Source organism: Corallococcus caeni, from assembly GCF_036245865.1.
GTDB lineage: Bacteria > Myxococcota > Myxococcia > Myxococcales > Myxococcaceae > Corallococcus > Corallococcus caeni.
In genome coordinates, this window is sequence record NZ_BTTW01000004.1 from 84824 (window position 1) to 96837 (window position 12014).

Genomic DNA, 12014 nt, shown 5'->3' on the forward strand with positions numbered 1-12014 from the left:
TTCAGTTGAGCAGCTCGGCCCGCTCGCGCAGCTCCCGCGCGGACAGCTCCAGGCGCTCGCGGTCCGGCGCGTCCGGCGACAGCTCCAGGCAGCGCTCCACGTCCTTCAGCGCCGCGCGGAAGGCGCCCATCGTGGTGAGCAGCGACGCGCGCGTGCGCAGTTCGCCCGGGTGGTCCGGGGCCAGGAGCAACAGCAGGTCCACCACCGCCAGCCCCTGCTGGCTGTCGTCGCGCCCCAGGTACACGCGGCGCAGGTTGGACAGCATGCGGTACGCGATGAGCTCCACCGGCGCGGGCGCGAGCATCGCCCGGTCGAACTTGAGCTGCGGCGCCACGCGCTTGAGCAATTCCTCGCAGCCGTGCTCCGTGAGGATGTCGCCGTGGTGGAAGGGGTCCATCACCAGCTTGTGGTCGCCCGCGTCGCACGCCACCAGGAAGTGGCCGGGGAAGGGGACGCCGTACAGCGGGATGCCCGCGCGGCGCGCGACCTCCAGGTAGAGCACGGACAGCGTGATGGGCAGCCCCACCTTCCGCTCCAGCACCCGGTCCAGGAAGCTGTTGTCCGGCGAGTGGTAGTCGTCCTCGTTGCCCCGGAAGCCCTCGATGTCCGCCAGCACGTGGCGCAGGGCGCGTAAGGGGGCCAGGGCCTCGCCCTTCTCTCGCAGCCGCTCCGCCTCCACCTGCACCCGCGCGGCCAGCGCGTCCAGCGTGTGCAGACACGCCGGGGCGTCCAGGTCCTCACGGCCCAGCGTGGCGATGGCCAGGGCCGCCAGGTCCAGCCGGGGCGGGTCCGCGGCCAGGGAAGACACCAGCCGCTCGCGCGCCAGGGGCGGGCCGAATCCAGAGGGAAAACTCACGGTGCGCACCTGTAACCCACGGAAGCTCCTCACGGCAAAGGCAGGCGGCCGAGCGTCAGGCGCCCGGCGGCGACGCGGGCAGGCGTCCCTTGATTTCCGCCCGGATGGCCATGTGCGCGGAAATCAGCCCGGCCAGGATGCCGTCCTCGAACTCGAAGGAGGGGTGCTCCTTGAGCTCGGGGAAGTCGTGCGGGTTGCGCAGCTCCTCCGGCCCGATGTTGGGCACCGCCTCGCGCGCCAGCCGCAGCACCTTCGCCTGCTGCTGGGCAATCATCCGCTCGTAGAGGGGAGAGGCCAGGGCCAGGAACTCGTTCGCCGTCTCTTCCGTCATGGTGTGTGCCTCTAACCTCACTCTTGGGCGATGTCCCACTTCATGCGTCGGTAGGTGTAACGGAAGGCCTCGGCGTTCGCTTCGATGGCGTCCCCCGTGGCCTCCCGCCCGTCCAGGAAGGCGACGAAGTCGAACTGCCGGCCGGGCTGGCCATATTCAGCGTCGAACACGCGCACGAGCTCGTTCGCCGGCAGCGTCCTGCGCCCCGCCACGCTCACCAGGGGGATGTCCAGGCCCTTCATGTCCTTCGACGGGGCGTAGGACTTCCACACCAGCTCCGTGCACACCAGCGACTGGTCGGAGAAGAAGTCGAAGTTGAAGTCGTACGGCCGGCCCTGGAAGGTGAAGGCGCGCAGGATGGCGCGGGCCTTGTCCACCTGGGACACCCGGGGCCGCAGCACGCCCAGGTAGTCCACGTGCATGCCGTGCTCCACGCCGGTGAAGCTCACGCCCTCGCTGATGGATTCGATGATGCGCACGGGGTCTCCGTGCGCGTCCTTGCCGGTGTACTCGGCCCACTTCGCGGGGAACGCCTTCGCGAGGTGGGCGGTGAACGTCTCCGGGTGGCCGGGCAGCGTGGCCACCCAGGCCTTCACCTCCGGGTCCGTGTCGAACGCCAGGGCCAGCTCCTGCGCGGTGCCCAGGTACAGCTCCGCGTGCGGCCAGAAGCCCGGCAGGCCGATGTTGGACAGGAACCAGTTCTGCCGCGCGACCATCACGTCGCCCGGGGCCATGCGCGGCAGCAGCGCCAGCGTCTGCTCCCGGGAGATGAGCGGCCGGCCGGAGCGGTGCACGCGCGTGTCGCCCATCCACTCGGCCACCGTCTTCTGCACCGGGAACACCGCGCGCGCCGTCGTGTCCTGGGTGAGGTCCGCGGCGGCCTTGGCGAAGAGCACCGGGCCGCGCTTCAAGAGGCGTGCGCGGGCAGCCCGGCTGTCCTCCCGCATCGCCTGGAAGAGCGCGGGGACGCCGGGCTCGCTCAGCACGCCGGACTTCGCCAGCACCGGGTGCAGCGTCGCGCGGTAGCCGTCGCCCGTGAAGAGCTGCGTGCTGGTGCCCACGTGGACGACCTTCTCCTTGAAGCGGCTGAAGGCCCTGGCGGGCAGGCCGTACGCGGGGCCAGGCTCGTCCAGCAGCACCTCCAGCTGCGCCTGTCCCCCGGCGAGGTCCGCGAAGGCCATGCCCTGCGCCAGCTCCGACGCGAGCGCCGCGTGGGTGAGGAGGAAGCCCCAGGCGTGCTTCTTCGGCTGGGTGAGGGCGGGCACCTTGAGGAAGTCCCAGTAGCGCTGTCGCACCACCTCCGTGGTGACGAAGCAGTCGAAGAAGGCGGCCCAGGTAGACACCAGCAGCTGCTTCTCGTCCGGAGTGTACGGCACGTCCTTGTCGCGCCGGTACAGCGCCTTGGAGCGGAAGGCCTCCTCCCGCAGGCGGCGCAGCCCCTCGGTGCCCTGGCGCAGCATCTCCAGGTCGCGGCGGGCCTGGGCGACGAAGGCCGCGTCATCCAGCGCGTAGACGTCGCGCGGGGCCTGGCTGGCGGGCGGGGCGGGGACGGCGGACGGCGGGTCGGCGGGGGGGCTGGCGAGCGTGAGCCAGGCGGCGAGCAGGGAGGCGGCGGACATCGGGGGAGGACTCCGGCGGGCGTTGGCGCGGCGGAAGACTCTACCCCGAAGCGGACGCGGGCAAGGCGGCCGGTCCCTCGCCCGCCCGGCGTCGTAGGAGGAGGCGGGGGCCAGGGTGGCCCGGGGCGGGCGTCATCCCCACGTTGTTCCCTGGATGGACGCTCGGGCATGGACGCCCGGGCGCAAGAAAGGTGGAAGGCACGATGGCTTACGGAAAGGCGGAGGATCCGGCGCGCTCCATCACCCCGCATCTGGATGGGGTGGAGTACCCGGCGACGCGTGAGGAACTCGTCGAGGCCGCCGCGGACAGCGAGGCCCCGGTCGACATCATCAACATCCTCAAGTCCCTGCCTCAGAAGGAGTACATGTTGCGCGAGCACGTGCTGCGCGACCTGGCGGAGGCCGAGCGCCGCTTCGCGATGAACGGCCTGAAGGACGACGACGGCGTGGACCGCGACCGGCGCAACATCGGGCGCGACCGCATCGAAGGGGCCTCCAACGGGGAGACGCGTCACCCGTAGTGTCGCCCGCGCGGTGACACCTTCAGCGGAAGCGGTGCAAGACGCTCGCGGGCGCCCTGGCTTTCTGCCAGCGTTCGCGAGCGCATGCGTCCTGGTCTCCCGTGGTGGTGTCTCGTGCTGTCGCTGGCTGCCGGGTGCACGTCCCGGTATCCGCCGCTCAACCCCGCGCCGGGGCTGCCGCCGCCGGTGCGTCTGGACTTCAAGCCCCCCGTGGACCGCCTCCTCACCGAATCCGTGCGCGCCACCCGCACCCTCCAGCGCGAGGGCCAGCCGGAAGTGCGCGACGAGGCCGCGTTCACCACCGAGACGCGCTTCACCCCGTCCGACGGCGGCTGGCGCGTGGCCCAGGCCGTGCGCACCCCGCGCCAGGTGCATGACGGACAGGACGTGCCGTCCCTGTCCGGCGCCGTGCTGGAGCGCTTCACGCTGCGCATGCAACTGGCGGCGGACGGCACCTTCGTGAAGCTGGTGGGCCCGGAGGCCGCGCAGGACGCGCTGCGGCAGGTGGCGCCCGAGGGCACCGGCGTGCCGGAGGTGGAGCGCTTCTTCACCCCGGAGGCGCTGGAGACGCGCGCGCGCCGCGAGTGGGAGGCGAAGTACGCGGGCCTGCTGCAGCGCAACCTGGTGGAGGGCCAGCGCACGTGGGCGGTGGACGTCGTGACCGTGGACGGCGAGGAGCGTGCCTACCTGCTGGAGCGCACGGTGGAGGGCACGCGGCCCACGACGTTCGGCGACGCGGTGGTGCTGTCGCTCAAGTGCCTGGACACGCTGCCGGCGAAGGCGCCCGCGGAGCTGCGGGCCGCGTGGACGGAGGCCGGTTCGCCGGAGCTGGCGAAGGGCGTGACGTGTGAAGGTGAGCAGGTGGTGGCGTGGGGCCGGTTCATCCCGGTGCGCCGCCTGTTGAAGGTGAAGGCGGTGGGGAAGGGCGGGACGCTGACGCTCACCACCGAGTCCCAGGCGGAAGCACTCCAGGAGGAAGGGCCATGAGCCACGACGAGTACCTCATCGAGGACGACGCGGGTGTGAAGCGCGTGGTGCAGGAAGCCAGGCGCGTGGCGGTGCTGGGCATCAAGACGGAGGACCACTCCGCCCAGCCCGCGTACTACGTGCCGGAGTACCTGGCGAAGGCGGGCGTGGACGTGGTGCCGGTGCCCGTCTACTACCCGGACGCGAAGGTCATCCTGGGCAAGCCCGTGTACCGCAAGCTGGTGGACATCCCGGGCGACATCGACGTCGTGGACGTGTTCCGCAGGCCCGGCGACATCGACCAGCACGTGGACGACATCATCGCGAAGAAGCCCAAGGCGGTGTGGTTCCAGTCCGGCATCCGCAACGACGACGCGGCGAAGAAGCTGGCGGCCGCCGGCATCCGCGTGGTGCAGGACCGCTGCCTGATGGTGGACCACCGCCGCTACAGCGGGCGCTGACGGCTCCGGCCCTGACGGCTCCGGCCGGAAAAGACAACGGCCCTCCGCACCCCGAAGGGCACGGAGGGCCGCGTGGCCGCGCGTGGAGGGCGGCGGCCTTTCGTCAGGCTCAGTAGTTGCCGGAGATGACCTTGGGCAGGGCCTTCTGCAGGTCCGGCAGCGGGCCAATCTGCCGCGAGTCCGCGGCCTGGGCCGTGCCGTTGTTGCGCAAGAGGCCGCGCATCTGCACGGACGTCAGCAGCCGGCCGTTGGCCTTCGCCACGCCCTGGGCGCTGACCGCGGTGCCCACGATGATGGGCGACGCGCTGGACGTGCCGCTGAAGGTGGACGTGTAGTACTGGTCCTCGCCGTAGGCGCTGCCGAAGCGGTCGCCGTAGCCGGTGGTGACGACCTGCTCACCCCAGCCGTGCACGTTCACGCGCTGGCCGAAGTTGGTCCAGCACATGGGCACGCGCGTGGTGGCGGTGCTGGCGCCCACGATGATGGCGCCCGAGTCACGCGTGGCCGGGTTGAACAGGCCGCCGTAGGCCGCCGCGTCCAGGTTCGCGCTGCCGTTGCCCGCCGCCTCCACCACGATGACGCCGTTGGCGGTGGCGTTGCGGATGGCGTCGAAGTTGTCCTGCCAGTACTCCATCGCGATGTAGTTGCACTGGGACGTGTTGCACGTGCAGGCCGTGCCGTCGTTGGGGCCGCCCGCGTGCAGCTCGATGAGGATGACGCCGCCCGCGCCCACCGCCGCCGCCGCGTTGGTGATGGCGCTCGCGGTGCTCTGCGCGCCAATGGCCTCCACGCCCGGCGTCGCCGCGTTGGCGATGCCCGTCACGCCGTAGCCGTTGGAGGTGCCGATGATTTCCCCCAGCACCGCGGTGCCGTGGTTGCGCCAGCCCAGGTCGTTGAACTGCGTGCCGCCCACGCGGAAGAACGTGGGGAAGTCCTCGTGCGTGGTGCGCCAGCCACCCTCGATGTCCACGAACTTCACGTTGGTGCCCCGGCCGCCCGTCACCGTCCACGCGTACGTCGCGTTGACGCCGGAGGGCGCCGCGTTGAGGTAGCCCTGGTTGGCCTGGTACAGCGGCGTGGTGGGCGGCAGGTCCGCGGCCGACAGCAGCGCGCGCAGCCCCGCCTCCATGGCGAAGTTCACCATCGCCGGCTCCGCGGGCGGCGCCGCGTAGGCCGTCTCCACGCTGGACACGCGGTTGAGCGCCGCCACCAGGTCCGCCACGGTGTCCGCGGTGGTGCCGGGCAAGAGCGGTACTTCGAAGTACAGGTTCAGGTCCGCCAGCTGCTCGCCGCCCTTCGCCTCACCGGACGCCTTGCTCGCGTCCAGCGCGGCCTCCTCGGCCTGGAACACGCGGTCCAGCGAACCGATGCGCGGCGCACGCTCCAGCAGCGCCACCACCTCCGCCAGGTCCGCCTCCACGCGCGCGGAGTCCAGGCGCAGGCCGGACAAGAGCTCCCGCTCGCTGGCGCTCCGCTCGGAAGCGAGGGCGCGCAGCGCGTCGCCGCGCAGGCGCACGTGGCTGCCCTCGTGGAACTTCACCACCAGCCGCTCCACGAACGTCCCCGCGGGCAGCTCGCGCCCGGTGGGCTTCGCGACCAGCGCGCGCGGCGCCAGCCTGGGCGCGGCGCCAGCAGCAGGGGCCAACGCCAGCAGGGACACAGCCATGACCGCGCCACGCAGGGGGCGCGGGGACAGCGTCGACTTCAGCATGGACTTCCTCCGGGATGGACAGCATCCCCACCATGCCACGCCGGTCTGTCATTCAAATCAGGCTATTCTGCTATTTCTGTCCTATTGATTTATTCAGCCCTCGTTGAACCCGCCGGGCGTGCGAAGGCCCTCAGGTGCTCTGCTCGAACGGGACGGGGGGCCGGGCCAGGGCGCGCTCGGCGGACAGCCGGGCCTGGTCCAGCGCGTCGAAGCCGCGCTCCAGGGTGGTGGGCGTCACCGGCGGCAGGTTGGAGACGACGACGTAGACGGGCACGTTGCGCGTCTGGAGCACGGTGAGCTGGAGGCGGAAGTGGTCTCTGCGGAGCGCGGCGGACCCGGCCGCCAGGCCCTGCGGATAGGCCATGGGGCCGCCCACCACCTTGCGCGTCCGGCTGGGCAGGAAGTGCACGAGGATGGCGTCCAGGTCCTTGCCGATGGCGCTCTCCTGGAGCGACAGCGCGGGCGCCTTGTCCACGAGGCCGCCGTCCCAGAACAGCTGTCCGTCCAGCGGCACCGCGCGGAACAGGCCCGGGTACGCGCAGGTGGCGTGGACGCGCGGGGCCAGCTCCCCGGTGGTGAACACCTGGTGCGTGCCGTGGGTGAGGTTGGCCGCGGTGAGCAGCAGCGGGTGCGGCAGGTCCTCGAAGGTGGACACCGGCAGCGTGGACTCCAGGAGCCGCCGGAAGCGCTCGCCCTTGAGCAGGCCCGTGAAGCCGTGCCCCTGCGACGCCACGTTGAACACCGCGCCAATGGGGTCCGGGTCCCAGAAGTTGGCGCGCGTCTGGCTCAGCACCAGCTCCTCCAGCTTCGGCATGGACATGCCCGCCGCCGCGTACGCCGCCACCATCCCGCCCGCGGACGTGCCCGCGTACGCGTGGGGCTTCAGGCCGGAGCCGTGCAGCCCCTTCAGGAAGCCTGCGTGGCCGTAGAAGCCGAAGTAGCCCGCGGAGAGGACCAGCCCGAACCGCTTGCCGTCGAGCAGGGAGTGCAGCGTGGAGGAGGGCGCCATACCGGATTTCTACGGGATGGGTGCAACCCAAGGCAACGCAATGCGTTGGCGGGGCCATTGTGTCGGAGTCAGAGCATCGATATATGTTGATGGCTCGATATGGACGTCCTCTCCCAATCCTTCCGTGTCCTGGGCGACACGACGCGGCTGCGAATCCTGCGGTTGGTGGCCCAGGCGCCGCTGAACGTGACGGAACTGGTGTCGCTGGTGGGGGTGGCCCAGTCGTCGGTGTCGCACCACCTGTCGAAGCTGAAGGGGCTGGGGCTCATCCGGGAGGAGCGGCAGGCGGGCTTCACGTACTACTCGCTGGCGCTGGAGTCGGATGACTCGCGCTGGCCGCTCGTCCGGCTGGCCCGCGAGGCGGAGGACGCGGCGGGGGACTCCGCGCGGCTCAACGACCTGTTGCGCGCCCGGGAGGACCGGCAGGCGCTCAACGAGCGGCTCCTGGAGCCCGGCCAGTCGTGGTTCCTCTGGGCGGGCGCGCTGGCGTCGCTGCTGCCGCCCCTGGACGTGGCGGACTTCGGCTGCGGCACCGGGGTGTTCAGCCGGGCCATGGCGCGGTGGGCGCGGCACGTGTGGGCCATCGACCAGAGCGAGGACGCGCTGTCCCAGGCTCGAACTCTGGCCCTGCGTGACGAACTGAAGAACATCACGTTCCTGCGCGAGGACCTGCACCGGCTGTCCCTGGCCGGTGGGCGCATGGACCTGGTGGTGATTTCGCAGAGCCTCCACCACGTGGAGTCGCCCGCGGCGGTGGTGGCGGAGGCCGCGCGGCTGCTCAAGCCGGGCGGCCGGTTGGTGGTGCTGGAGCTGTTGCCGCACGAAGAGAAGTGGGTGCTGGAGCGGCTGGGGCACCGGCACCTGGGCTTTTCGCCCGAAGTCCTCGAAGCGGCCCTTCGCGAGGCCGGCTTCACGTCGTTCACCCGCGAGACGCACGCGCGCGACGGGGCCAGTCCCTTCCGCGTCTTCCTGCTGACCGGAGTCAAACCGTCATGACGAGCCACATCGCCCACCCCCTGCCGCTCCCCCCCGGGGAGCACGGCCAGCGCGTGGAGGCGCTGAAGGCCGCGATGCGCGAGCGCATCCTCGTGCTGGATGGCGCCATGGGCACGCTCCTGCAGAACCACCAACTGGTGGCGGCGGACTTCGGCGGCGCGGAGTACGAGGGCTGCAACGAGCACCTGGTCCTCACCCGCCCGGACGTCATCGAGGGCATCCACGCGAAGTACTTCGCCGCGGGCGCGGACGTGACGGAGACGGACAGCTTCGGCGGCACGCCGGTGGTGCTGGCGGAGTTCGACCTGGGCCACAAGGCGCATGAAATCAACGTCGCCGCGTCCCGCCTGGCGCTGAAGGCCGCCAAGGCCGCGGAGGCGAAGGACGGCCGGATGCGCTGGGTGGCGGGCTCCATTGGCCCCACCACCAAGGCCATCAGCGTCACGGGCGGCATCACCTTCGAGGAGCTGGTGGACAACTTCGCCGTGCAGGCGGAAGCGCTCGCCGTGGGCGGCTCCGACTACCTCCTGGTGGAGACGGCGCAGGACACGCGCAACGTGAAGGCGGCGCTGCTGGGCATCGACCGGGCGTTCCGGAAGCTGGGCTGGAAGCTGCCGGTGGCGGTGTCCGGCACGATCGAGCCCATGGGCACGATGCTCGCGGGCCAGTCCGTGGAGAGTCTGGCCACGTCGCTGGAGCACACGGACCTCTTGTACCTGGGGCTCAACTGCGCCACGGGTCCGGACTTCATGACGGACCACATCCGGTCGCTGTCGTCCATGAGCCCGTTCCCCGTGTCGTGCGTGCCCAACGCGGGCCTGCCGGACGAGAACGGTCAGTATCTGGAGTCGCCGGAGATGATCTCCCGGTCGCTCAAGCGCTTCTGTGACAGCGGGTGGATCAACGTGGTGGGCGGCTGTTGCGGCACGCACGCGGGCCACATCGAGTCGCTCGCCGCGATGGTGAAGGGCTTGAAGCCGCGCACGGAAGTGCCGAAGCCGCGCTCGTCGCTGTCCGGCGTGGACTACCTGGAGGTGACGGACGAGCAGCGCCCCATCATCGTGGGCGAGCGCACGAACGTCATCGGCAGCAAGAAGTTCAAGGAGCTCATCGTCGCGGGTGCGTTCGACGACGCGTCGGAGATTGCCCGCGCCCAGGTGCGGCGGGCGGCGCAGGTCATCGACATCTGCCTGGCGAACCCGGACCGGGACGAGCTGGAGGACATGCGCCACTTCCTGGAGGTGGTGGTCAAGAAGGTGCGCGTGCCGCTGATGATCGACTCGACGGACGAGAAGGTCATCGCCATGGCGCTCACGTACTGCCAGGGCAAGGCCATCATCAACTCCGTCAACCTGGAGGACGGCGAGGAGCGCTTCGAGAAGGTCGTCCCCCTGGCGAAGGCGTTCGGCGCGGCGCTGGTGGTGGGCTGCATCGACGAGGTCGGCATGGCCGTCACGCGCGACCGCAAGCTCGCCGTGGCCGAGCGCAGCTACGAGCTGCTCACCCAGAAGTACGGCATGCGCCCGGAGGACCTGTACTTCGACCCGCTCGTCTTCCCCTGCGCCTCCGGCGACGCGCAGTACACCGGCAGCGGCGTGGAGACGATTGAAGGCGTGCGCCTCATCAAGCAGCGCTTCCCGCAGTGCCGCACGGTGCTGGGCATCAGCAACGTGTCCTTCGGCCTGCCCACCGCGGGCCGCGAGGTGCTCAACTCCGTGTTCCTGTACCACTGCGTGCAGGCGGGCCTGGACATGGCGCTCGTCAACTCGGAGAAGCTGGAGCGCTACCCGTCGCTGCCCGAGGAGGAGCGCAGGCTGTCCGAGGACCTCCTCTACAACCGGGGCACGGACCCGGTGACGCCCTTCGCGGCGCACTTCCGCGAGCGCAAGCCCGCGCGCGCACAGGTGAGCAGCCTGCCGCTGAACGAGCGGCTGCAGCGCTACATCGTCGAGGGCACGCGCGACGGCCTGACCGCGGACCTGGACCTGGCGATGAAGGAGATGGCGCCGCTGGACATCATCAACGGGCCGCTGATGAAGGGCATGGACGAGGTGGGCCGCCTCTTCGGCGCCAACGAGCTCATCGTCGCGGAGGTGCTCCAGAGCGCGGAGTCCATGAAGGCGGCGGTGAGCCACCTGGAGCCGCACATGAGCAAGACCCAGGCGGCGTCGCGCGGGAAGATCGTCCTCGCGACGGTGAAGGGGGACGTGCACGACATCGGCAAGAACCTGGTGGAGATCATCCTCGCCAACAACGGCTTCCAGGTGGTGAACCTGGGCATCAAGGTCCCGCCGGAGCAGCTGGTGCTGGCGGTGAAGGAGCACCGGCCGGACATCCTGGGCCTGTCCGGCCTGCTGGTGAAGAGCGCGCACCAGATGGTGGCCACCGCGGAGGACCTGAAGCGCGCGGGCGTGGAGACGCCCATCCTGGTGGGCGGCGCCGCGCTCAGCCGCAACTTCGTGGACCGCAACATCGCCCCGGCCTACGGCGGCGGCACCGTGGCCTACGCGCAGGACGCGATGAACGGCCTGGAGCTGGCGAAGCAGATTGTCGAGCCGGGCGCGCACGCGAAGCTGCGGGACGACCTGGCCGCGCGGCGGCTGAAGCTGGCGCAGGAGGCGAAGGACCGCCCCGCGCCCGCCGCCCCGGTGCGCCGCTCGCGCAGCACGGAGGTGCCGGTGCTGGACGCGGTGCCGCCCGCGCCGGACTTCGCGCGGCACGTGCTCACCAACACGCCGTTGGATCACATCTGGAAGTTCATCAACCCGGTGATGCTCTACGGCCGCCACCTGGGCCTGCGCACGTCGTCGCGCGCGCTGGGCACCCCGGCGGAGGCGGAGCTGGCGAAGACGGAAGAAGGGCGCAAGGCGCTGGCGCTGAAGGAGGCGGTGGAGGAGCTGAAGACGCTCCTGCGCGGCGGCGTGATGCACGCGCGCTCGGTGTTCCAGTTCTTCAAGGCGGCCAGCGACGGCGACCGCGTGCTCCTCTTCGACGGCACCACGGGCGAGCCGGTGACGTCCTTCGACTTCCCCCGGCAGGACAAGGACAACGGCCTGTGCCTGGCGGACTACGTGCGGCCGCTGCAGAACGGCAAGCCCGTGGACGCGCTGTCGCTGTTCGTCACCACGGCGGGCTCGGGCATCCGCGAGCTGGCGGACGGCTTCAAGGCGAAGGGCGAGTTCCTCAAGATGCACGCGGTGCAGGCCCTGGCGCTGGAGACGGCGGAGGGCTACGCGGAGCTGCTGCACACGCAGCTGCGCAGCATGTGGGGCTTCCCGGACCGGGCGGACATGACGATGCTGGAGCGCTTCCGCGCGGAGTACACCGGCAAGCGCTACTCGTTCGGCTACCCGGCGTGCCCCCGGCTGGAGGACCAGACGAAGCTGTTCGCCGCGCTCAAGCCGGAGGAGATCGGCGTGCAGCTCACCGACGGCTGCATGATGGAGCCCGAGGCAAGCGTGTCCGCCATCGTCTTCCACCACCCGAACGCGACGTATTTCTCGGTGACTTGATGCGTTGGGGCCCGAAGCCCGGGCCCTGCCGC

The 12014-nt window shown here is 70.8% G+C and carries 10 protein-coding genes; 5 read left to right on the forward strand and 5 right to left on the reverse strand.

The window, feature by feature from the left end; genetic code table 11:
* Nucleotide 1: 1 nt before the first annotated feature.
* The 3 genes from AABA78_RS18620 to AABA78_RS18630 form a co-directional block, all read right to left on the reverse strand.
* Nucleotides 2–826, reverse strand: coding sequence for a SirB1 family protein (locus tag AABA78_RS18620; protein ID WP_171421309.1), 825 nt, complete (start codon nt 824–826; stop codon nt 2–4).
* An 85-nt stretch (nt 827–911) separates the two neighbouring features.
* Complete coding sequence (locus tag AABA78_RS18625) at nt 912–1187, reverse strand: hypothetical protein (protein ID WP_171421303.1); 276 nt, start codon at nt 1185–1187, stop codon at nt 912–914.
* A gap of 17 nt (nt 1188–1204) precedes the next feature.
* Nucleotides 1205–2806, reverse strand: a complete 1602-nt coding sequence (locus AABA78_RS18630; protein WP_338264360.1) for a YiiX/YebB-like N1pC/P60 family cysteine hydrolase — start codon at nt 2804–2806, stop codon at nt 1205–1207.
* Nucleotides 2807–3009: 203 nt separating this feature from the next.
* Between AABA78_RS18630 and AABA78_RS18635 the strand changes: the two genes are divergently transcribed.
* The 3 genes from AABA78_RS18635 to AABA78_RS18645 all read left to right on the forward strand — a co-directional run bounded on the left by AABA78_RS18635 (nt 3010) and on the right by AABA78_RS18645 (nt 4754).
* Entirely contained in the window at nt 3010–3327 is a 318-nt protein-coding gene (locus AABA78_RS18635) for a DUF2795 domain-containing protein (protein WP_171420462.1), read from the forward strand.
* A gap of 114 nt (nt 3328–3441) precedes the next feature.
* Nucleotides 3442–4314 (forward strand): hypothetical protein, encoded by an 873-nt coding sequence (locus AABA78_RS18640; RefSeq protein WP_338264361.1) that lies wholly within the window; start codon nt 3442–3444, stop codon nt 4312–4314.
* The gene (locus AABA78_RS18645; protein WP_338264362.1) at nt 4311–4754 is read left to right on the forward strand and encodes a CoA-binding protein; all 444 of its coding nucleotides are present in this window, start codon (nt 4311–4313) and stop codon (nt 4752–4754) included. The genes AABA78_RS18640 and AABA78_RS18645 overlap by 4 nt, the downstream gene beginning before the upstream one ends.
* A gap of 109 nt (nt 4755–4863) precedes the next feature.
* On the opposite strand, the gene AABA78_RS18650 is transcribed toward AABA78_RS18645, so the two are convergent.
* Both AABA78_RS18650 and AABA78_RS18655 read right to left on the reverse strand, forming a co-directional pair.
* Complete coding sequence (locus AABA78_RS18650) at nt 4864–6465, reverse strand: S8 family serine peptidase (RefSeq protein ID WP_338264363.1); 1602 nt, start codon at nt 6463–6465, stop codon at nt 4864–4866.
* Between the two features lie 130 nt (nt 6466–6595).
* Nucleotides 6596–7474: a patatin-like phospholipase family protein gene (locus tag AABA78_RS18655; protein WP_338264364.1), complete on the reverse strand. Its 879-nt coding sequence runs from the start codon at nt 7472–7474 to the stop codon at nt 6596–6598.
* 99 nt (nt 7475–7573) lie between these two features.
* Here AABA78_RS18655 and AABA78_RS18660 point away from each other — a divergent pair, with 99 nt between their 5' ends.
* Nucleotides 7574–8470 (forward strand): ArsR/SmtB family transcription factor, encoded by an 897-nt coding sequence (locus AABA78_RS18660; protein ID WP_171420467.1) that lies wholly within the window; start codon nt 7574–7576, stop codon nt 8468–8470.
* Nucleotides 8467–11982: a methionine synthase gene (metH, locus tag AABA78_RS18665; RefSeq protein ID WP_338264365.1), complete on the forward strand. Its 3516-nt coding sequence runs from the start codon at nt 8467–8469 to the stop codon at nt 11980–11982. Before AABA78_RS18660 ends, metH begins: the two co-directional genes overlap by 4 nt.
* Nucleotides 11983–12014: the final 32 nt, after the last annotated feature.

Excerpts from the sequence above, each read along its gene's own strand:
- AABA78_RS18625 (WP_171421303.1), bottom strand. The coding sequence starts at position 1,187 with ATGACGGAAGAGACGGCGAACGAGTTCCTGGCCCTGGCCTCTCCCCTC.
- AABA78_RS18630 (WP_338264360.1), bottom strand. The coding sequence starts at position 2,806 with ATGTCCGCCGCCTCCCTGCTCGCCGCCTGGCTCACGCTCGCCAGCCCC.
- AABA78_RS18635 (WP_171420462.1), top strand. The coding sequence starts at position 3,010 with ATGGCTTACGGAAAGGCGGAGGATCCGGCGCGCTCCATCACCCCGCAT.
- AABA78_RS18645 (WP_338264362.1), top strand. The coding sequence starts at position 4,311 with ATGAGCCACGACGAGTACCTCATCGAGGACGACGCGGGTGTGAAGCGC.
- AABA78_RS18650 (WP_338264363.1), bottom strand. The coding sequence starts at position 6,465 with ATGCTGAAGTCGACGCTGTCCCCGCGCCCCCTGCGTGGCGCGGTCATG.
- AABA78_RS18655 (WP_338264364.1), bottom strand. The coding sequence starts at position 7,474 with ATGGCGCCCTCCTCCACGCTGCACTCCCTGCTCGACGGCAAGCGGTTC.
- AABA78_RS18660 (WP_171420467.1), top strand. The coding sequence starts at position 7,574 with ATGGACGTCCTCTCCCAATCCTTCCGTGTCCTGGGCGACACGACGCGG.
- metH (WP_338264365.1), top strand. The coding sequence starts at position 8,467 with ATGACGAGCCACATCGCCCACCCCCTGCCGCTCCCCCCCGGGGAGCAC.